Source organism: Neorhizobium galegae (assembly GCF_021391675.1).
Taxonomy (GTDB): domain Bacteria; phylum Pseudomonadota; class Alphaproteobacteria; order Rhizobiales; family Rhizobiaceae; genus Neorhizobium; species Neorhizobium galegae_B.
This window is the reverse complement of record NZ_CP090096.1, coordinates 116348-138045: the sequence shown is the minus strand read 5'-3', so window position 1 is coordinate 138045 and position 21698 is coordinate 116348. Positions and strand designations below refer to the sequence as shown.

The following is a 21698-nucleotide window of genomic DNA, read 5'->3' as shown; positions in this document are numbered from 1 at the left end:
TCCCTCGGTCAGATCCTGACAATCAGCGCAAGGCCGGCGCCAGCGGTAAATCCGACGAGAACGAACAGCAGCAACAGCATGGGTTTGAATTCGGCGTTCGCCCGCTTCTTCAATGTATTGAGGTTCTTTTCCATCCCCGCCACGACCCCGTCCAGCCGCATCAGGTGGACATCGAGGTCGTTCAGTCGTTGGCTGACCTCCACCTTGAGGTTTTCGACAGCGTTGCCGATTTCAGTCAGGCCGGTGGCTTCAGTCTTATCCGCATCGATTTCCGGCGCGCGCTGCAGGGAGCGCTGCGAGACCTGCAACTGCCGCTGCGACGCCATCAGCACATCAAGCTTGTCGAGCACTTTTGCCAGCGGCGCGGCGATCAGGGCTTCGGCCGCCTGTTCGTTAGGCTGCGGAACACGCAGAGCCTGTTCGGAACCGCTTCCATTGCGCGCCATGACGACGATATCGTTGGCTCGCGAATGGAGGGGATCGGGCAGCGCGATTTCGAATGCGTGTTTGCCGTCGCCGATACCGTTGCGCCGCAGGTCGGGACGATTGCGATCGGCAACGGCCTCGGCAATTACCTTGCCATCGAGAAGGACACGGATGGTCAGCCGTTGATCTGGCGCCATCGGGTCGTATGCCCAGCCGAAAATTCTGCCCATGTCGACGGCGTCCACCCGGCCGTTCATCGGCTTGACGTTGTCCTGTTCGGATGCGGCATCCGGTCGTTCGGCGGGACTGGTCATACGCTCTCCAATGCCTGAAGCTGTACCGTCTCCATCCACTTGAGATAGCGGCGGGCAGTCGTGTCGATGTCGTCGGGCTTGCGGGCGTTTTGCGCGAACAGGTGCAGCAGTTTAGGGTTTTCCACGATGTCGCGCATCGCCGCGGCGAGCGCCCGGGCATCGTTGGGTGGGACGGTCAGGCCGTTGACGCCATGCTCGACCATTTCAGCCATTCCGCCGATATTGCTGGCGATGACCGGACGGCCTTGCGCCTGGGCTTCCTGAATGACCAGCGGTGCGTTTTCCCACCAGACGGAAGGAACGATGGTGCAATCGACCGCGGCCACCAGATCGCCGATATCTTCGCGTCGATAGGGGCCTCGGGCCTGCACGGATGCTGATGTTTCGGCAAAGCGCCGATTGATCTCCTCGACGAACGTCTCGCTCTGGAAGGGCGCGCCGCCATGGACGCGAAGTTCGAAATCCAGGCCGTCGGCCAGAAGCTGACGCGCAGCCTCGAGCAAGACGGTCACCCCTTTCCAGGGATTGAGATTGCCGAAATATCCGAAGACCGGCTTCCCGCCCTGGAGCAGATCTCTTCGCAGGCCGGCTTTGCGGGCGGGGATGCCATTGGGAATGACGCTGATCGTATCTTCGTCCAGTCCCCATTGCACGTAGCGATCCCGCAAAAAGGCGCTTGGCGAGACGAAGTGGTCAACCGTGCTCAACAGGGCCTTCAGGTGGCGTTCGCGCAAGGCAAAGCGATCAAGCGGAATGTCCTTGAAGCAGGCATGGCAGCGGTCCGGGCTGGACTGGTGACAAAGCTCCTTGCTGCCAGTGCGCACCATCAGGCCGTCATGGTGGCAGATGGGGTAGTAGTCGTGGAGTGTCATGACGATCTGGCAGTCGGGCAGGGTGCGGCGGACGATGTGAGGGAACTCGGCGCCAAGCAGCAGCATGTGATGGAGATGAACCACATCCGGCCGGAAATCGAGCAGCAACTCCGCTATGTCGGGCACGACACCATAGAGGTCGATCTGGCTCATGAAGAAGCGGTCGAAATGTCCGGACCACAGCAGTATTTCGTCTCCCGCCGAACCGATGCTCTGGAAACTCGTGCCTGGTCTCGCTTCGCGATGAATATGGTTTGTGGCACCCAGAAACAGAGCTTCATGGCCCTCGCGCTGATAGGCGCGAAACAGGTCATGAGCGAATATTTCGGTTCCGCCCGGGTGAAGGGAGGGATGATTGTGGGCAGCGACCAGAATGCGCTTGCTCATCGGCCATTTCCCCGGCGCTTCGCTACGATGAAATCCTGATGGTGAGCCGCATTGGTGCCCCGCCAATGGCCAAGCGATTTCAGGGCGATGGAGAGGCCGGCCCGTTCGAGCGCCTTGTCCAGAAAGCCGTCTTCGAAGCCGACCGCCGCAAGCGGCGCCTGGTTGGGCACGAACCAGCACGGGCTTTCGCCATAACGGCGGAACGCAAGGCGCGGATCGCGCCGCCCGTGCTCGTTTGCCGCCGCGATCCGGTCGACCACGAAGGCCGTCATGAACAGGCGTCCGCCGGGTGACAGGACCCTGCGAACCTCGGCGAGGTAAACGAGGACTTCCGCAGGGGGCAGGTGAGTGACCACCGACGTCATGACGACGAAGTCGAAATGGTGATCCGGAAAGGGAAGCCTCAGGACCTTGCCGCTGACCTTGCCGTTCGGATTGTAGAGTTCGTGCGCGATATCCAGTCGCTGGAAGGCGAAATTGGAGTAGACGGGCGTGATCGTCCGCTGGCACCAGTCGATGCCGCCCTCGACCGGGTCGATGCCATCGTAGCGGCTCGTCTGCGGATCGAGATACTGGGTGAGCGGCACGGCCATCCGGCCGATACCGCAGCCGATGTCGAGCACGCGGGCCTCTTCGCGCAGGCCGCCGATACGGATGAAGTGCCCGAGGAATTCTGCGCCTATCGCACGAAAATCACCGTCCCCCACGAAGACATTGGTGGGTTCCGGCTGCGGCAGAAAACGGTTGCTCCGAACGGCTTCAAGCAGCCAGCGAACACGGTCCTCATCGACCAGCCGAGCCGGCTTGGAAGGGTGCGCGAGTGCTATCTGTGTCACGCTGCGTTCCTTTCCCGGTCTCTCCCATTCGTGGCGGCGGGGCGATCTTGATCTCTGCCGAATTGGTTCGCCATCAAGTCGGTGATATCGTCTTCCCAGCGTTGCGTGTGCAGCCATGAATTGTATTGGCTGGCAACACCGCGCATATAGTCCTGGCTACGGCGGATCGAGCGGCGCTCGAAATGATACAGGCACGCAGCCGGCTCATAGGCGATCTGGAGCCCGAGACGGCGGATCTTGAGGCAGAGGTCACTGTCCTCGTAGTCGCCGATCACGTAGTCCTCGGTGAAGCCGCCGACGCGCTCGTAGATGACCCTGCGGGTCACGAGGCAGGCGCCGGTGACGCCGGGAACCTCGCGGGCTTGTTGGGCGGGAGCATAGTCGCCGGGCATGCCCTTGTTGAAATGGTGGTTCAACCAGATCCCGCGCTGGTCGCGGCCAAAATAAAGGCCGGCATGCTGCAGCGATCCGTCTTCGAACAGCAGTTTCGGGCCGATGGCGCCCAGCCTGCTGTTTTCCAGCAGCGGCCGCGACAGCACCTGAAGCCAACCTGGTCCCTTTGGCACGACATCCGAATTGAGCATGACCAGAATGGCGCCGCGGGCAAACCGTGCGCCGGCATTGCAGGCCCGTGCGTAGCCGCTGTTGCGGTTCATGACGACCAGCTTCATCGGCAGTCCGTGCAGGAGGTGCAGGCCGCCCAGCATATGCTCCGTCTCATCCTGGATTTCCGGTGAATCGAGGACGAAGATGATCTCGGCATTGGCGACTAGCCACGGATCGGTGGCCATTCCCGACAGTTGGAAGCGCAGGAAATCGAGGACCTTGTAGAGAGGTATGACAATCGAAACGAGGGGTGTGGTTTCGGACAGGCTGTAGTCCTTGGTGGAATCGACCTCGATGGTCTTGCCCAATCGCCGCTCTATGTCCTGCAGGGCGGGCGCGAGGATCGTGCGGAACGCACTGTCGACCGCATGCTGCGCCGGCACGGCGCGCAGGACATGGTTTCGCTGCGTTGCGGGCTCGAAAGGCTGCGGCTTCGGTATCAGCGGCCTGACCGCTCCCGAAGCAAGGCGCAACTGAAATCGCGGCTGCAGGAGCGGGCCGGGAGATTCGGTCAGCGGGATCCAGGCAACGAAGCCGGTCACATCGGTCTTGCTCTTCTCATCCTTGCCTTCCGCCCAGGCCGGGAATTTGTAGCTGTTTGCGTCAAGCGGAACGGCCGTGCCGTCTTCCTTGACGTAGTCGATGCCGGCGAAGGCGGATGACGGTGCATGGAACCAGCCGCCTGCCAGAAGGCCATCGTCGAGCGCCAGGGCGAGATCGATTTCCCCGGACGGATGCATCGACGACTTGGCAATCCGGTTTGCAGGCAGCGGGGCGTTGACCTGAAGGTCGATCGCCGTCGCGGCGCTGCCTTCCGGCAAGGTGGCGAGGCAGCGAACGATCATCTCGCGCAGTTCCGCCGCCTCACGGTTTTTGCTCCACCAGTTCTGAAGGCTGGGATGACGAGGCTTGCCATCAGCAAGCTGCCGGATTGCGGCACCATTCTTGCTCAAGAGGACGATGAGAAACGGAGGAGAGGGAAAAGGCGCTTCCGCGATGAAATGGCAGGGTTGCAGACCGCTTTTCGCTTTGCGTCCGAGGACAGGCCTTGCGGCCATGCGTGCGATCGAAGCCGCGCCGATCGCATAGATCGCTATGATGTCGCCGAGGTCCGGATTGATCGCCGTCTCGATCAGATGGCGCCCCTGGGCAACCTGGCAGACGATGCTGGCGGCCTGCGGTTCCGGCACGAGCGCATGGAGGGCGTCTTCAACGATCATATGGAAAAGGTGGTCGCCGGCGATGCGGAAGGCGCTTCGCCAGACGGTCAGCAGGTTGTTGACGAACTTGATGCGGGAACCCGGCGCAAGATCCGTAAACAGCGCTTCCACATCGAGTGGCGTGAGCATGTGCGCCGGCTGCATGACGACAGTTTCGGCGATTCCGCCGTGTTCCGTGCAGATGTCCACATTCACTGGCTGCTGTTCCGGTCGCATCGCCCAGAACATGCGTTGTCTTCCGTGGCCGAGTGGAAGCATCATGCTGACCAGCGGCACCGGTGAGCGATCCATCGACAACAGGCACTTGGTGGTTGCGGGAAATGGCGGGGAGAGATCCCAGACAAGGATTGCCAAATCCGCGCCGAGCCGAAAGATTTTTGCGTTTCTGAAAACGCCGGTGGCGTCTATCGCTTCGTCGAACGTCACACGCTGCCCCTTTGGATCGGAGTTGCGCGCCCCGCGGGAGGAGGCAGGGCGCACAGAAATCATGCTCAGTGAACGGTGAAGTAGTTCTCGGGATTGGCATGAATGTCGTCAGCGTCGACATTGACCAATGTGAGCGTATCTCCATGGCCGAGATCCACGACGACATTGCCACCGACCTGCGTGATGCGCGAGGCCAGATCGTCCGGCGAAGTCACGTCGAGGCCATTGATGCCCTTCGAGATCTGCAGGATATCCTCGCCAGCGGTGAAGTCGAGAATGACGTCATTGCCGCCGCCGCCGCCGAAGACGAAGACGTCATTGCCAGCGCCGCCGACCAGGAGGTCATTGCCAGCGCCGCCATCGATGACGTCGTTGCCGTCGCCGCCATAGAGGATGTCAGCACCCTTGCCGCCGGACAGAAGGTCATTGCCATGTCCGCCGAGCAGGGTGTCATTGCCCTTGTCGCCGTAAAGAAGATCATCACCCCAGCCGCCGACAAGGTTGTCGTCGCCAGCTTCACCGTTCAGCAAGTCGCTACCCTCGCCGCCGAACAGGGAATCATGTCCCTTTCCGCCGAACAGGATGTCGTCACCCTCACCGCCGAACACCATATCGTGTCCGTTACCGCCGCTTACGAAATCATCGCCCCCATGGGCGCGGATGAAGTCGTTGAAGCGGGAACCGAACAGGGCATCGTCGTATGCTCCGCCTTCCAATGTGGCCATCTGCCTCTCCTCTTCAGGTTTGTACGAGTGCGTTGTCGGCGCAGGCTGCGACGATTTCGCGCTTGAAATGTGCACTGCAAAAAACAGAAGCGCAAGCATATCTAGGAGCTAAAATGTCAGATGTTGGGAAATATATTTCCTGAATTGAATATTAATGGCACATTGTTTCGATAATCTGCTGTTTTATAAATTAAAGTTGCCGTATTTTACTTTGAAACAACTTCAATATTTGAAACAGTTTCTGCTATGCAGCATTTCTCGCGCCTCATATACTAATCTTCCCTGAAGGCGCGATGGAAACTTTCGAGGACGGGAGAGGTGATGTAGTCGATCGCGCGGCGTGACGCGTGGATGATCAGCACTTCTGCCGGCATGCCGGGATAGAGGCGCACATCAGGGTTTGCCTTGAGCGATGCCGGGTCGAGTTTGGCGCGCGCGACGAAAAACGCACTGTTTGATTTCTCATCGACCGACTGGTCCGCTGCGATATACGTGATGGTCCCTTCCATCGGCAGGCGGGACCGCTGGTTATAGGCCGTCAGCCGGATCTGGGTCTGCGAGCCGACGGCGATGCTGTCGATGTCGCGAGGATTGACACGCATCTCGACCAGCAGCGGCTCGTTTTCCGGAACGATCTCCAGCAACGGCTGACCGGGCGTGACCGCGCTGCCGGGTGTACGCAACAAGATGTTGCTGATGATGCCATCCTGCGGAGAGCGGATCTCAAGCCGCCGCAGCACGTCCTTGGAAGCGGTGATCTGTTGTTCGACGTCGGCGAGATCGACGCGTGCGGTGGCGATTTCGCCGGCAATCGTCGACTGAAAATCGCTTTCGATCCCGGTCAGCGCAAGCTGCGCACCCGCTGCGGCCTTTTCGGATTGGGCCTTGTTGCCGACGAGTTCGCCCCGTTGCCTCGCGAGATCGCTGAGCCTGGAGTCGATCTCGATGACCTGGGTACGCGGTACGGCACCTATCTTCACCAATGAGTCCATCGCCGCGCGGTGCTCCCTGATGAAGCCGATTTGCCGGTCGATCGCCTCGATCTGGATATCGTATGACGCCGCCAGTTCGAGGTGTTCCTCGATCGTTTTTCTCTGGACCTCGACGCGTCCGACCTTGGTCTCGCGCCGCTTTTCAAAAAATATCGTCTCCGCCCTCACGGAGTCGTCGATCGTAACATCCCAGGCGTCCCCGAAATCGTTAGGAAAACTGATTTGCGGCGCGTCATTCTGCTCAGCTTTCAGTCGAGCCAGTTTGGCGATCAGGCCGATGCGCCGGGCCTGGAGCGACCGGAGGCTGGAACGGGCGCGCGTATCCTCCAGTTCGATCAGGGGCTGACCGGCAGTAACCTTGTCGCCCTCCTGGACGAGCAATCTGTTCATCACGCCGCCTTCGAAATGGCTGATGGTTTTTCGTTTCGAATCGACGATGACCGTGCCGTTAGCGACCGTCGCGCTGCTGAGCTCGACCGAAAATCCCCAGGCAAAAAATCCACCGAAGGACACGAGGATCGTGGCGAGCCCCGCAATGACGAGACCGCGGAGCGGTGAACGGTTGTCAAACTGGTCGAACTCCAGGTTCGATGGGCCGGCATCCTGCAAGGCCGGCTGATACCGCTGGATTTGACGCTCTGAAAGATCGGTGCGGATCGCGAGCGGTTTCTTCTCCATCAGGAGAGGTTTTTGCGCGGTCATATTGCGGCTACCTCCCGGGTTGTTTCGCCCGGCATCGCGGCCGCAACCACGGACGTACGCGGTCCGAACTGGGTGATACGGCCGTTTTCAAGCACGAGCAGCTTGTCGGCGACCTGCATGATGGCCGGCCGGTGAGCGATAATGACGACGATGGCGCCACTTTCGCGGGCGCGCTCGATCGCGCGGATAAGGGCCCGCTCGCCGATCGCGTCCAGGTTTGCGTTCGGCTCGTCGAGCACGATGAGGCGAGGTTGGTTGTAGAGGCAACGCGCCAACGCGATGCGCTGCCGCTGGCCTCCGGAAAGGGTCAGATGTCCGTCGCCGACCGGCGTGTCGTAGCCGAGCGGCAGGCGCCCGACCATTTCATGAATGTCGGCCAGTCGCGCCGCCTCCAGTACCTTGTATGGATCGCTGTCTGCCATTCGCCCGATGTTTTCCCGAATGGTGCCTTCCAGAAGCGAGACGGATTGCGGCAGGTATCCGACAACCTGGCCGAACGAGCTGCGCTCCCAGAGATAGGTATTGTTGCCGTCGAGGAAGACGCCGCCGGACGTGGGGCGCAGGATACCGACCAGCAGGCGCGCAAGCGTCGATTTGCCTGCGGCGGAAGGGCCGATCACGCCCAGAACCTCGCCCGGAGAGAGGGAGAAAGAAATGCCCTTGATGATCGGAACATCAAGCCCGGGGGCCGCATAAATGAGCTTGTCGACCACGATGTCGCCCGACGAATGCGGCGTTGGCATCGTCTGGCGGATAGCAACGTCCGCCGTGAGGATGGCCTCAATACGATGCCAGGCCCCTGCCGCCAGTACCCACTGCCGCCAGTTGTCGATGAGCGAATCGAAAGGGATCAGGAGGCGCCCGACCAGGATGCTCGATGCCATCATTGCGCCGGGCGTGATTTCCTGCTCCAGCACCAGGAAGGCACCGGCCGCGAGCGTAATGATCTGGATGGAATAGCGCAGGCTGCGGGTAATGGACGACATCGCCTTGCTCCTGCTCCCGCTCGTTTCATAGGCGCTGAGGGCTTGCAGTTGCAGGGCACGCCAACGGGCCGCCAGGGCCGGCAGCATGCCCATTGCCTCGATTGCCTCGGAATGTCGCAGCGAAGCGCCAATCTTGGACACCGCCTCGATATTCGTCTGATTCGCCTCCTTGGTGAGTTGGCGCGTCAAAATGTCCGTAACCAGTCCGCCGCAGAGGAGCAGAGCGGCGGAAACGGCTCCGATAAGGCCGAAGAGCGGATGCAAGAGGAAAAGGGCGCCGAGGAAAATCGGTGACCACGCCGCATCGAGGGGCGCAGTGACTGCTGACGAGGTCAGGAAGCTTCGCAATTCTGAGATGTCCCGAAGCGACTGGGTCGCGCGCGACAGGCCTTGGTCGACCGAGGCCTGAACGGCGGCCGCCAGGATGGGCATGTTCAGTCGGCGCACAAGCGCACCTCCCATGGCCTGGAACGAAAGGGCGCGGATGAATTCCAGAACACCGAGCACGATCAGGGCGCCTACGGCCAGGATGACGAGCATTCCAAGCGTGTCCATGCTCTGACTGTTGAGCACCCGGTCATGAACCTGCAGCATGAACAGAGGCATCGTCAGTTGTAATAAATTCAGACACACGCTGAGCGCCGCAGCATAAAGCAACCCCGAGAGAAATACACGCTTGGATTGCGAAACCAGCAACCCTGGACTGTCTTTTTTTGAGCCTCCCCGGATTTGCCTCTTGCTTGTTGTCTCATTTTGAACAGTATCGCGCATGGCAATTTGCCCCAGGTTAACGTTAGATCAATCAGTCGGAGGACGTTTTGGTTATAGCTAAACCGAAGGATAGTATTGCTTCCTCCAATCTGGCACATAACGGAGGGCTTGTGCAAGCTCATGGCGATTGGGGGGATTGGGCGTAGTTGAATATTACTTCAATTTTTGAAGTAGTTTCCTGAAGCGGAGATTAGGATGAAAGAAGAAGTTGTGCTTAATTTGCCTCTAGAGCTGAACGGCGAACTAACAGTTCAAATGGGTCAGGCGGCACAGACAGACCCCAAGCATCCTCAGGATGCCGAGTTTGGGGCCCTCCAGCAGGTTACATATTTCGAACTCGCTCGCCTCATGGAGCGGGCAAGCCGGCGGTTCTCGGGTCTGATCCGTGCGGAGCTGACCAAGCTTCGGGTCGACGATATCGGCCCAGCACAAGCAATGATCCTGCTGGCAATCGGCGATTCGGAGCTCTCGGTCGCCGAGCTTCTGGATCGGGGGCATTATGTCGGCTCCAACGTTTCCTACTATCTGAAACAGCTTGGTGATGGTGACTACATCGATCGGGTTGCCTCCCAGCGCGATAAGCGGTCCGCACGCATCAAGTTGACGGAGAAGGGGCGGCAGCTCAGGGCAAATCTCCGGGAGGCAGCGATGACCTATGAGCGCGCGGTGAATCGTGGCGACCAGGAGCAACGGATGCTTGAAACTGCCTTCCAGACACTGCATCAGCTCGAACTGGCCTGGGGCAGCACCTCACGGTACGGCGTGTGAGTGGTGGGTGAGGCCGCGCCCCTGGCCGTGGGGGAATAGACGCGATGCACGTGGCGTTTGTTCATCGACGGGGTTTCGGTCAGTTCGCTGCCCTGGCCGCCCAGCTCTCACAGCTGGGCAATGAGGTCAGCCTCATCACCGAGACCATAGATCAGAAGATCCCTTCCGTTCGCGTTATTCGACATCGAGCGGAAGCGGGCCCGCGTGCGGATCCTCATATGGCCCGACACATGGGTACTCCCGATCACCATGCGCGAATCGGCCATCGCGTCGCCGAGACGCTCGATGCCATGGTACGGCAGGGGCTGGTGCCCGATGTCGTGGTCGGCCATATCGGCTGGGGAAGCATGATGTTCCTGAAGGATGTGCTCCCGCAGGTGCCCGCATTGGGGTATTGCGAGTTCTTCTATCGGTCGGAAGGGGCGGATATAGGGTTTCCCCCCGACGATCGGCCCGATCTGGAGACCCGCAAGAGGCTGCGGCTGCGCAATATCGCGCAACTCCTGTCCCTCGACGCCATCGAGGCCGGCATCAGCCCCACCCATTGGCAGAGAAGTCTCTATCCTGCCGACGCCCAGGGGCGCATTTCGGTGTGTCACGAGGGGATCGATACGGTGCGGTTTCGACCCGACCCGACAGCTTCGGCCACGCTTCCGGATGGACGCGTGCTGAGTGCCGATGGTCCTCCCATCGTCACCTTTGTTGCGCGCGATCTCGAGCCGTATCGCGGATTCCCGCAGGCTCTGGAGGCCGCCGCCAAGGTCGTGCGCCAGCGTCCCGATGCTCTGTTCGTCTTCGTTGGAGGAGACGGTGTCAGCTATGGCGTGCCGCCGCCGGGCGGCGGGGCGTGGAAGGATCATCTCCTCAAGTCGCTGGACATCCCGCGGGAGAATATCGTCTTTCCCGGCGCGGTACCGCATTCGGTCCTACGGCAGATCTACCAGATCTCGTCCGCGCATCTGTACCTGACCTATCCCTTCGTCCTGTCCTGGTCGGTGCTGGAGGCGATGGCCTGTGGCGCGCTGGTCATCGGATCCGATACGGCGCCCGTTCAGGAGGTCATACGTTCCGGCAAAAATGGCCTTTTGGTGCCGTTCTTCGATACGGATGCGCTCGCCGAGGCGATTCTCGGCGCCCTCGCGAATCCGGAACGTCACTTCGGGATGCGCGTCGCGGCGCGCCGGACGGTCGAGAGGCGTTTCCGGTTGGCGGAATGCCTTAATAGTCAACAGAATATTATTGAAAAGCTGGCTGGAAAGTCGTTTAGAGGCATCCAGGGGCAGACGTTGGCGGCCTCATGATTAATACTTCAATTTTTAAAGTATATTTGGAATATATTTTTTTATATCGGTTGAATTTTGTTATTGTGCACTGCAATGTTAGTTGTTAGGCTTCCAATAGAAGACGCAGGATGACTTTGAAAAGTTTCGGTTATCCGGAATTCTTGTTCTTTGTTGCAGGGTAATTCTTCAGGGGCGGTGCGTGCTAAATTTGACGTCTTCCGGCATTGGGAAACAACTGGTGACGAGAAAGCTGATCGCGGCATCGGTCCGGGATCGCTCCTGCTTCGAAGGAAGCGATATCGAACATCAGGTCGTTTTCCTCGACGCAGATGGCCTTCCTCCGGTGACATTGCAGAATGCTTTTCCATTGGTCGCCGTCGCCTATTCGGACGAGGGCGAGGCGGATCTGCAGGCGGGTTTGGCGCTGCTTGGATCATTGGGGACGATCCCGGCCGTTCCCATCCGGCGGCTTGATCCCGCAAACAGGCCGGAAAGCCTCCCGCTTCTGCAGGCTCTGACCGAAGGCAGTGTCGGCCGGCTTGCGCGATACAGCGCCTCGATCACCTCGGAGCTTGCGATCCTGCGAAGGGAGCGAGAAACGCTGCTGGAAAACTACCGAGCGCTCGAGGATGCCTTCCAGGCCCGAAACTGGGAGCCGGTTTCGGAGATTTTCTCCCACGATCCATATGCCGATCCGAAGGATGAGGGGATCGGGCCGCTGCTTGCTGCAGCCTTTATCGAACAGCTTCTGCCGGTATCCAGCCTTGGCGTGGCGGGGTTTGCCCTTCACTTTCACTCGGTGCCCAGAATCAGCGGAGAGCTTGTCGTCGCGTTGAGCTATCTCGAGAGCGGCGAAGGGGTTGCCGAATGGACTGTCCCCTATGCGCAGCTCGTGCCGAACTGGAATTTCTTCTCGCTGCCCCGCGCCTGTGGAGGAGCAGCACGTACGCTGCGGCTGCGGATTTCTGCGACCGGGCCGGAGACCGTCGGCCTTTCGCTCGGCTATCCGATCGCCGGCGAGCGTTATTCGGCGCGCTCGGAGCTTCCGCATCCGGATCTCGACCTGCGCCCGCTGGCGTTCAAGGTGTTCACGGGGTTGCCCGGGGTCAAGCCCGCCAGAACACCCAACATGATAGCGCCGAGCAACCTGCTCGAAGGCCAGTACACTGTCGACTATCGCCTGGCGGTCGCTACGTTGAGTCAGATCGCCGACGTTTCGGTCACGCCCATCGTCCCGGAATTCCAGACGGTGCGGTTCCTCGAGCACGAGCATGCCATCGTCTGCCATCCGTTGCCGAGCGGCATATCGGCCGGCGCGGTCAGTGGCGCCGTCGAGACCGGAACGATATCCTTTTCGGTGAGCGCCTTCATCGATCATCCGGAAGGCAAGCCCGCGGCGGTCAGCTTCCTGCTCGCGCCGGCAAATTCGAATGCGCGTTCCGAAGTGGCCGAGATCGCGCGAAAGGGCACGGCCAGACCGTCGACATTCTTCAGCGGATGGCGCGAAGTCAGCTCCAGCGAGGTCGTCAACATCAACATTCAGCTGGATGAGCCGGTACGCGGCCCGATGGATCTGATGATCCTCAGCCGCGCAGTGACGGATTCGGTCGATTTCTCCTGGCTTAAAGTCTCCGGCTTCAGGATGGTCAAGCAATTTACGGAGGCCGCCGATGTCCGGTAACAGGGAGCCAGCCGACCTGATCGCCGTGGCCATGCCTCTCTACGGTCACGCGGCACTTGCTCTTGAGGCGATCGAGTCGGTGCTTGCCTCGAATCCCGGCAACTGCCGGATCGTCATCGTCGTCTCTGTCGACGGCGATCCGCGGCACGAAACGTTCGATCAGCTGCTGCTCTACGCCGCGGCCCATCCTTGCGTCCATGTCATATTCGGCCGGAACGCCGGCCCGGGCGGTGCACGCAATCGCGCCATCGATTTCGTCATCGAGCATTTTTCCGAGGCGAGGGCTGTCTACTTCCTCGATGCCGACAACCGCATCCTTCCCGGCACGATCAAGACGCTTTACCAGCAGCTCGTCTCCAGCGGCTGCGGGTGGGTTTACACGAATATCGACACATTCTCGGTCAGCTGGCGCGCCCATTACGGCAATCGCTATTCGCGGCTGGTGCACTGCATCACCGACAATATCTGCGATACGGGATCGATGATCTCGATCGAGGTTTTCAAGGACGGCGTCCGCTTTAATGACGACCGGCAGAACGGTTTCGAGGATTGGGAATTCTGGCTGTCCTGCATCGAGCACGGTTTCGTCGGCATGCCCTGCCACGACACCGTCTTCGAATACAGGCTGAGGGCGGAAAGCCGCTTCAAGGAGGCGAACCGCGACCGCGCCACATCGGTCAGCTTCCTGCGCAAGCGCCACATGCCGTTGTTCCAGCGCCCGATGCTGGTGGATTTCGAGCACGAGGATTGCCCGCGCTACCTGTTTGCGCGGACGGAAGATACGGCGATCTCCTTCTTCACCGATCCCACCAAGCCGCCGACGATGCTTCGCCTCGACGACATCATCCCCGCCTTCTGGGGCAATATCGGCGAGCCGGACAATGAACATTTTCCGCCATTCCTGGTCGCCGGAAGCGGCGCGGCGCTCGACCTTCTGCGGCGCTCGCGGATGTTGCCGAACGTGCTTGCTCATCTCGAGCGCCTGAGCGAGGTGAGCAACGTCGTCTTCGTCCAGCTCGCCAACGATGCCGCCCAGCGCAAGATCGAGTCGGTCGTTCATGGGCCGGGTGCACAAAAAATCGGCCCCGCCGATCTCGTTTTCCTGTCGACACGGATCGTCCAGGACGTGGTCCAGAACAATGCCGTGGACTGGTTCGCCTCGATCGCAAGCCAGCAGGTATGGCCGACATCGGCCGTTCTGAAAGTGCGCTTCCCTTTTCCAAGAAGCCTCCCGCGCCGCTCTCTCATCACGCCTCAGCAGGTGATGATCAATTGCCTCAACGCAATTGCCTCGAGCCCCCTCCGCGAGACGGCTGGCAGGCGATGGACCTGGCGTCCCGCGCGGCTCGTGCCCTATACCGATCTCCACAAGGCGTTGCGCAAGGAGATCGGAGGATCGCCGGTCCTGCCGCTCGGGCATAACGAGGGCAAGCGCACCGTGGCGCTGCTGGTGCCGAACGCTTCGTTCGGCGGGGCTGAAAAGGTCGTTTATGCCGCGGCGCGGGAGTTGAAGGCGGCCGGTTATGAAACCCACCTCTTCGTGCTCGGCACGTCCCGGATGGACGTGATCGACGAGTTCGATTCCAGCTTCGACTACATCCATTTCTGGGAGGCGGGAATTCCGGCCTGGGGAGGGTCGGGTTCTTTCCTGGGACAGGACTTCATCGCCGAGGAGCATTCGGTCGACTGGCAGGCGCTCAAAGGGCAGCTTTCCGGCTTCGACCTGGTCATCAACAACCACGTGATGGCCGTCCATCCCCTTATCGCGCGACTGCGATCCGAAGGCACGCGCACGGCCTGCTATCTGCACGTCGTGGACAACACGGCCTTCAAGAGGCCCGCCGGCCAGCCCTTCGCAGCGATTGCCCACGAGCATTGCTACGATGCCTTCCTGACCTGCTCCGAACAGCTCAAGATCTATCTGCACAGCTACGGTGTCCCGCACGAGAAGGTCTTCGCCGTAGCGAACGGCGCAAGCTTCTCGGTGCCGCCCAAAGCCTTGGCGGAGGTTCTGGCCGTCAGGCGGATTGAGCGCAAGGATGACCGCTTGCGGATTCTTTACATGGGCCGGTTTGACCAGCAGAAGGGCATCGACAGGCTGGCGGCAGTGCTCGCGGAATTGCGGGCCTCCAACGTCGCCTTCGACGGTCGGGCCATCGGAGGGGAAATTCTCGCCGATTCCAGGGTCTCCTGGAGTGAACGGCTGAAGGACCTCGGCGTCGACGTGCGCCCGCCGGTCTTCGCGAGCAAGGACCTGATCAAGGCGCTGGGCTGGGCCGATGTTCTCCTCATGCCGTCACGGTGGGAGGGCGCGCCGCTGATGATCGCCGAGGCACAGCAACTCGGCTGCGTGCCCATCGCGACCGCGGTTGGCGCGGTGGACGAACTCATTTGCGACGGCGAGGACGGCATACTCATCGATGCGGCTTCCGATCCTCAGATGGTGAGGGAGATGGCACGAATTATTGAAGAGGTTGCGCGCAATCGCGGAAGACTTGCGCCGCTCATGGAGGGCTGCATCAGAACCGCCGCGCACCGGTCATGGACTTCCTCATTCTCGGATTTCATCTCGTGGAGCGATCGGTCCGTGAAAAATTCGTCACTGTCCCGCGCCGCGATCTTTCGCGAGCAGGCGGCGGCAAATCCCGTGGTCGCGGCAGCTGGCTGATTGCCGGGCCGCTTCTTTGAAACAGAAAGGTCTTGTCGAATGCGTCCGCGAATTCTCGTGACGGGTATTCCTGGTCACTACACGCGCCTTGCCAATGGCGCCCATGGTTCGTCCGTCTCCTATTCGGAGCGGCAGAAGCAGCCGGAAACGAAAGAGGAGTTCCTGCAAGAGCTGAGCAACATCAGCAATACCGGGAACTACCTCATCGGCGAAGGCGCCCTGCGGGCGCTCGCGCCGCATGCCAAGCAGGTTCCCTTCTGGCATCTCTACAATCTCAGCAAGAGCGGCAGTGGGTTCGATGAGTTCAACGCCAATTTCGATATCTGCGTCTTCACCTGCGCGAACCTGTTGCGCAAGGGGCTTTCCGCGGACGCCGAGGCGGATGTCCTCAGCCGGCTCAACATGCCAATCGTCATGCTGGGCATCGGATTGCAGAACCGCAAGGACCTGGAGAACAATCTTCCGGAAGGAACGAAGCGGCTTCTGGCGGTCCTGAAGGAGCGAGAGCACTATTTCCTGACACGCGGCTACGAGTCCGCCGGCTTCCTGAAGGATCAGGGCTTCTCCTTCGTGCGCCCGACCGGCTGCCCTTCCGTCTATTTCATGCCGGACAACATGCGCCGGTCGATGAGGAAGCTGCCGAGCGTCAAGATCGGCCAGGCGAAGACCATTTTTTCGGGCTATCTCGGTGGCAATCAGGATGCGATCCTGGATGCGAACGCGCTCGCGCCGCAGGATACCGTACCGCCATACGTCGTGCAGGACGAGTTCCTTCACTTCGATATGAAGGTTGAGCCCAATGACGAGGGACGCGTCTATGATTCCGCTTCGGGCCGGATGATCGGCGATCTGACCTATCCCGGTATTGAACGGGAGAAGCAGCGGTTCGAGGTTCGTACCTTCTTCGACAACAACCAGTGGCGCGGCTGGGCCTCCTCGATGGATTTCAATTTCGGCCGGCGTTTTCACGGTTCGATCATCGCCATGCAGGCGGCCGTGCCTAGTCTGATGGTAGCGGTGGACGACCGCATGCGCGAGATGCTGGGCTTCACCGGCCTGCCGGCTGTCGACATTACGGAGGTCGACAAGGCGGAGAACCGCGCCGAGTTCGTCGCCGACCATCTGGCGCAGCTCAACACGAGCGAACTCGTCGACCGGTATTCCGATCGCGAGAGCGCCTTCCGCACCACGCTTCGCGAAATCGGCATCGGCCTTTAGCGAGGCCCTATCCAGGGGCCCGCGGGCCATCACCCTTCGGTTCAGAGGACAGTCATGCGTATCTTGCTCACGGGCATTCCCTCCTATCTGCAGCGGACGATTGCGGACGTCTCCGGCACGACCGTTATCCATCGGCCCTATTTCGACGAGACGAGGACAAAAAAGGATCTGATCGCGCAGGTCAGGAAGATCGCCAATACCGGCAACTACCTGATCGGCGAGGGAGCGGCCGAGAGCCTGCGCGGCCATAACGTCACCTACCTGCCGTTCTGGCATCTGGCCAACAATCGGGAGTCGAACGAGATTTTCGAGCAGGTGAACCGCGAGTTCGATCTGTGCGTCTTCGCCTCAGCCAATCTGCTGCGCCCCGGCTATTCCGCCGATCTCGAGGCGGAAATCTTCGCGAAGCTGACGATGCCGGTCGTGGTGATGGGCATCGGCATCCAGCGCAAGGAGGGCCTCAAGGATCAACTGCCGGCCGGTACGCTCAAGTTCCTGGACGTGTTGCGGAACAAGGAGAGTTTCTTCCTCACGCGCGGTTACTTCACTGCCGAATTCCTGAGGGAGCAGGGGATGAAGTTCGTCAAGCCGACCGGCTGCCCGTCACTCTATTTCTCGCCGAATGATATGAAACGTTCGCTGACCGCGCTCGCCAACCCGGCGCTGGCGGAGGCCCAGAAGATCGCCTTCGGCGGCTATCTTGGCAGCGTTGCCGATACCATCGTCGATGCCCACGCACTGCTCAAGCCCGACAGCGTCGCAAGCTATGTCGTCCAGGACGAACTTGTTGCCTACAACCTTTCCCTGACCGGCGGCGACAGTGATATCGCCTATGACCGGTCGAGTGCGCGCATCACCGGGGGCACCGAATACAAGCATTCGGAGAAATGGCAGCGGAAATACGAGTTGCTGGTCTATTTCGATACGAACCAGTGGCGCGGGGCGATGTCCGAGCGCGATCTCTGCTTCGGCCGCCGCTTCCATGGCTGCATCATCGGCATGCAGGCCGGCACGCCCGCCCTGATGATCGCCGTTGACGACCGGATGCGGGAAATGCTGGAATTCATCGGCTTCCCTTATATCGAGGCCTCCACCTGGAACAGGGAGACGGACAAGCGCGCCTATCTCGCCAACTTCCTCGGCAAGATCGACACGCAGGCCGTGATCGACCGCTATTCCGCTTGCGAGGCGAATTTCCGCAGTGCTTTGGGGCAGATCGGACTTTGAGCGGATGAAGGTGGCGGTGCGCGCGATCCTTGCCTGTGCGCTGGCGGTGCTCTGGGGGTTTGCTCCGGTGCCGCCGGCGGGTGCTGGCGATGTGGTTACCGATCGCATCGGCATCAACCGGGTAAACCTCGCCTGGCTTTCTCGTGCCGACCAGGAGCGTATACTAAAGGAAATCGCGGCGAGTGGCATCACCCATGTCCGGCTTTCGCTGTCGATGCCGGTGGCCAGGAGCATCGATGCGCTCGAAATCGCAAACCGGCTGGGGCTGAAAGTCCTTCTCGAGATCCAGCTCGGCAACAAGGATTATTATCCCCCCGGGGCACGTCCCCGTACCGGTTTCGGCCGTATCTGGGATGTTCAGCGGCTTTCTGATCTCGACCTCGATCTTTATCGGTCGCAGTTGCGCTCGGCCCTTCGCCGCATTGACGGCATGGGCATCCGCATCGACGCCGTCGAGCCCGGAAACGAGATAAACTACAGCGCCTACAACGGTGACCTCGTCGTCTACGAAAAGCCCGGGCAACGGACACCGCGCAACGTTTCGGAACTCGCAGACCGCACGGCCTTCGGGCGGGGGCTAGACGCCTATGTCGGTGCCGTCCGCATCACCCGGGAGGAGTTGCAGTCGACGGTTCATAGCCGCGATGCGCTTTTGATTTCGGCCGGGCTGTCCGATGTTGGCACAAGCGAGGCCGACAGCCGGGGCATGGAACGGCTCGACCCCGGCGAATTCATTTCACTCCTGCGAGAGCGGGGTATCGATGCGCTGGTCGATGGCTATGGAATTCATCTCTATCCGGGGCGCAAGGATGACGCGGGACTTGCGCGCTATGTCAGAACGCTTCTCGGCTTTTGCCGGCCTGAAGGGGAGGGCAAGTCGTGCTGGGTGACCGAGTGGGGCATTGCCAACACTGCTCTTTCCTGCCCCCTGGACGATCGCGAGCGGGAAGTCGCGGTTCTTGCCGTGCGCCGCAGCTTTAACGAACTGATGGATGAAGGAAGGCTGAGAGCGGCCTTCTATTATGACTGGGACACCCAAGCGGTCTATAGCGTCTGGCGTTGCGGCGCGTTAAGCCCGGCCGGCGTCGCAGCCACGAAAACGGGAAAGGTTGACGCGAAGTAGGAAAATCCGCGATCTCAAGATCGCAAAGACCGGATATGCGCGGCAGACGCTTGAGTTTCCGGTTCAAGAGAACCGCTCCCGGAATAGGGGCGAGCCAGCTTCCTCCTCCGCGATGGCGGCGCGATTGGCAGCCTCGCGCAGCGCCTGAAAGTCGGCTTGGTGCTCGACCCTGGTACCGCCAAGCCGCACCGTCACCAATATCTGGCGCTCCTGCCCGGTCGTGAATGTGGTCTCCTTTACCTGCGCGCGGATACGCTCGCAGATGGTGCTGGCATTTTCCATTGTCGTGCCGGGCAGATAGATGCCCAGTTCGTCTGAGGCGAGGCGGGCGACAAGGTCACTATGGCGCACGGAAGAATATACGATCCGGACCATCGATTGAAGCAGCGTATCAGCCCATTGTGGACCGTAACGATGATCGATCGCATCGAAATCATCAATCTTGAGAACGAGCAAGACGCCATCGGCGCTTTCGGTGCTGCTTGTGCGCCTGCGTTCTATCGCATGTTCGACCGAATTCGCAAATTCGCCGGCGCGCATCGTGCCTGTGACGGGGTTGCGACTGAGCGCGTGCCGAAGCTCTTCTTGGGTATCACGAAGCGCGTCGTTACGCAGATAAAGCGCCAATTGAAGCGGAAATGTAACAGCGAGCGATATCAATGCCACGACTGTCAATTCCACCCAGAACGGGCGTTGGGGAACAAGCAGGCTTAGTAGCCAAGCAATCGTGATCGCTCCAATCGCAGTGGCGAGGGCGCGAAGTATTGCCATCTTGATGTGCGGTACGACTACCGCCTGGCGAAAACGAAAATGCAGGGTCATCGGTTGAGAGAGCTTTTGCGGTGGCCTCTATCTTTGAGATATTCCGTGAAAATACCAAGTGAAAAAACCTTATGGTATTTTAACAATGGGCATGAAGAATTTGATCGGAAGGCGATCGGCCTGCATCGGCAGAATGGGTGGGCGCGGTTTGTATCGATGCAGCCTCACTACAACCTCATCTACAGGGAGGAGGAGCGCGAAGTGCTGCCGTTCTGCCTCAGCGCCTGGCAAGATTTCTCTCGGCACAAAAGCAGAGAGACTCTTCGCATTACCGCTTCATCCCACCCAGCTTCGTCAGCAATGCCGCCCCCGTCTTGATGCCTGCAATGAACAAATCCAGCTTGAGGTTCTCGTTCGGCGCATGGTTCGCCTCGTCCGCATTGGCGTAAGGCACGACGAACGCAGGTTTCTTCAGGATCTTCGTGAATACGTAATCCGGAAGTGATCCGCCAACGGTCGGGTAGAGCAGCGGTTCGACGCCACGGGCGGTGAAGATCGCGTCCTGGATGACCGGCGCGAATGGGCTATCCATCGGCGTCTTCGACGGCAGCATGGCGTTGAGCGGTACGAATTCCACATCCGGCGCGTGGGCCGCCACATGCGCCCGCACCTTCTCGAACACGTAATCCGGCGTCAGGCTTTCGACCAGGCGGATGTCGCATTTGGCAAACGCCTCGCAGGGCAGAACCGTCTTCTGGCCCGGCCCACCGTAACCGCCATGCAACCCGTTGATGGTCAGCGTCGGGTGGAACATCAGCCGGTCGAAATAGCCGCGGTCGAGCGGCGCGTCGAGTTCCTTGATGCCGAGGTCGGCCTTGATCGCATCGAGATCGAGCGGCAGCTTGTCGACCGCCTCGCGCTCCATATTGGTCGGCGGCACAACGACGTCGTGCAGGCCGTCTATGGTGATCTCGCCCTTGTCGTTCTTCATCGTGGCGAGCAGATGCACGAGCTTCCAGATCGCATTCGGCATCACGCCGCCGAAATTGCCGGAATGGGCGTCACGGTTGGCCGTCTTCGCCCGCAGTTCGAAGGACGCGACACCGCGCACGCCAAACGTGATGATCGGCGTGTCGGATTCATGCAGCGGGCCATCGGAGGTGACGACCAAATCCGCGGCATTCAGTTTGTCGGCATGCTCGGCCACGAACTCGGCGATGTGCGGGCTGCCGATCTCTTCTTCGCCTTCCAGCAGGAAGATGACGTTGCAGGGCAGTTCGCCGGTCACCTTCAGATGCGATTCCAGCGCCATCAGCTGAGCAAAATGCTGGCCCTTGTTGTCGCCGATGCCGCGGGCGTAGATGCGGCCGTCGCGGATGGTCGGCTCGAAGGGCGGGCTCAGCCACAACTCATAGGGTTCCGGCGGCTGCACGTCGTAATGACCATAGAGGAGCACGGTCGGCTTGCCGGGCTGCTTTTCCATGCGGCCGAGCACCATCGGATGGTTCTTGGTCGGGATGGTGATCGCCTCCATGCCCATGCCGTTCAGCATGTCGACGAGGATGGCCGCCACTTCGGCGATACCCTTGTTCTGGGCGCTGATCGAGGGATGGCGGACATAATCCATCACCCGTTCGATGAAGCTTTCGCGGTTTTCCTCGATATGCGCGAAGACGCGCTCCAGATCGCTCTTTTGCTCAGTCAT

General features: G+C 60.5%; 16 protein-coding genes and 1 pseudogene. 8 read left to right on the top strand and 9 right to left on the bottom strand.

The window, feature by feature from the left end; all coding sequences use genetic code 11:
* Positions 1-8: 8 nt before the first annotated feature.
* The 7 genes from LZK81_RS23460 to LZK81_RS23430 all read right to left on the bottom strand — a co-directional run bounded on the left by LZK81_RS23460 (position 9) and on the right by LZK81_RS23430 (position 9263).
* Positions 9-740, bottom strand: a complete 732-nt coding sequence (locus LZK81_RS23460) for a hypothetical protein (RefSeq protein WP_233957476.1) — start codon at positions 738-740, stop codon at positions 9-11.
* Entirely contained in the window at positions 737-1999 is a 1263-nt protein-coding gene (locus LZK81_RS23455) for a glycosyltransferase family 4 protein (protein ID WP_233957475.1), read from the bottom strand. The genes LZK81_RS23460 and LZK81_RS23455 overlap by 4 nt, the downstream gene beginning before the upstream one ends.
* Positions 1996-2835, bottom strand: a complete 840-nt coding sequence (locus tag LZK81_RS23450; RefSeq protein WP_233957474.1) for a class I SAM-dependent methyltransferase — start codon at positions 2833-2835, stop codon at positions 1996-1998. The genes LZK81_RS23455 and LZK81_RS23450 overlap by 4 nt, the downstream gene beginning before the upstream one ends.
* Positions 2832-5087, bottom strand: a complete 2256-nt coding sequence (locus tag LZK81_RS23445) for a glycosyltransferase family 2 protein (RefSeq protein ID WP_233957473.1) — start codon at positions 5085-5087, stop codon at positions 2832-2834. The genes LZK81_RS23450 and LZK81_RS23445 overlap by 4 nt, the downstream gene beginning before the upstream one ends.
* A gap of 65 nt (positions 5088-5152) precedes the next feature.
* On the bottom strand, positions 5153-5812 hold the full coding sequence (locus tag LZK81_RS23440; protein ID WP_233957472.1) for a calcium-binding protein: 660 nt from the start codon (positions 5810-5812) through the stop codon (positions 5153-5155).
* A gap of 272 nt (positions 5813-6084) precedes the next feature.
* On the bottom strand, positions 6085-7506 hold the full coding sequence (locus LZK81_RS23435; RefSeq protein WP_418936518.1) for an HlyD family type I secretion periplasmic adaptor subunit: 1422 nt from the start codon (positions 7504-7506) through the stop codon (positions 6085-6087).
* A complete protein-coding gene (locus tag LZK81_RS23430; RefSeq protein ID WP_233957471.1) occupies positions 7503-9263 on the bottom strand; it encodes a type I secretion system permease/ATPase in 1761 nt (586 codons plus the stop codon). The genes LZK81_RS23435 and LZK81_RS23430 overlap by 4 nt, the downstream gene beginning before the upstream one ends.
* A 195-nt stretch (positions 9264-9458) precedes the next feature.
* On the opposite strand from LZK81_RS23430, the gene LZK81_RS23425 reads away from it, so the two are divergent.
* The 7 genes from LZK81_RS23425 (at position 9459) to LZK81_RS23395 (ending at position 19231) form a co-directional block, all read left to right on the top strand.
* Positions 9459-10031 carry a MarR family transcriptional regulator gene (locus LZK81_RS23425; protein WP_233957470.1) on the top strand — a complete coding sequence of 191 codons (573 nt, stop codon included), beginning with the start codon at positions 9459-9461 and terminating at the stop codon, positions 10029-10031.
* A gap of 44 nt (positions 10032-10075) precedes the next feature.
* Positions 10076-11332, top strand: coding sequence for a glycosyltransferase family 4 protein (locus LZK81_RS23420; protein WP_233957469.1), 1257 nt, complete (start codon positions 10076-10078; stop codon positions 11330-11332).
* A 181-nt stretch (positions 11333-11513) separates the two neighbouring features.
* Positions 11514-12995 carry a DUF6212 domain-containing protein gene (locus tag LZK81_RS23415; protein WP_046605839.1) on the top strand — a complete coding sequence of 494 codons (1482 nt, stop codon included), beginning with the start codon at positions 11514-11516 and terminating at the stop codon, positions 12993-12995.
* A complete protein-coding gene (locus LZK81_RS23410) occupies positions 12985-15663 on the top strand; it encodes a glycosyltransferase (RefSeq protein WP_233957468.1) in 2679 nt (892 codons plus the stop codon). The genes LZK81_RS23415 and LZK81_RS23410 overlap by 11 nt, the downstream gene beginning before the upstream one ends.
* A gap of 39 nt (positions 15664-15702) precedes the next feature.
* A complete protein-coding gene (locus LZK81_RS23405) occupies positions 15703-16881 on the top strand; it encodes a polysaccharide pyruvyl transferase family protein (protein ID WP_233957467.1) in 1179 nt (392 codons plus the stop codon).
* 54 nt (positions 16882-16935) lie between these two features.
* Positions 16936-18108 carry a polysaccharide pyruvyl transferase family protein gene (locus tag LZK81_RS23400; protein ID WP_233957466.1) on the top strand — a complete coding sequence of 391 codons (1173 nt, stop codon included), beginning with the start codon at positions 16936-16938 and terminating at the stop codon, positions 18106-18108.
* Between the two features lie 4 nt (positions 18109-18112).
* Positions 18113-19231 carry a glycoside hydrolase gene (locus tag LZK81_RS23395; protein ID WP_233957465.1) on the top strand — a complete coding sequence of 373 codons (1119 nt, stop codon included), beginning with the start codon at positions 18113-18115 and terminating at the stop codon, positions 19229-19231.
* A gap of 63 nt (positions 19232-19294) precedes the next feature.
* Here LZK81_RS23395 and LZK81_RS23390 read toward each other — a convergent pair whose 3' ends face one another.
* Positions 19295-20053, bottom strand: a complete 759-nt coding sequence (locus tag LZK81_RS23390) for a GGDEF domain-containing protein (protein WP_233957464.1) — start codon at positions 20051-20053, stop codon at positions 19295-19297.
* A 120-nt stretch (positions 20054-20173) separates the two neighbouring features.
* Here LZK81_RS23390 and LZK81_RS23385 point away from each other — a divergent pair.
* A pseudogene (locus tag LZK81_RS23385) lies at positions 20174-20269 on the top strand (hypothetical protein); the annotation flags it as partial.
* A gap of 52 nt (positions 20270-20321) precedes the next feature.
* Here the strand turns inward: LZK81_RS23385 and LZK81_RS23380 are convergent.
* Positions 20322-21698 (bottom strand): M20/M25/M40 family metallo-hydrolase, encoded by a 1377-nt coding sequence (locus tag LZK81_RS23380; RefSeq protein ID WP_233957463.1) that lies wholly within the window; start codon positions 21696-21698, stop codon positions 20322-20324.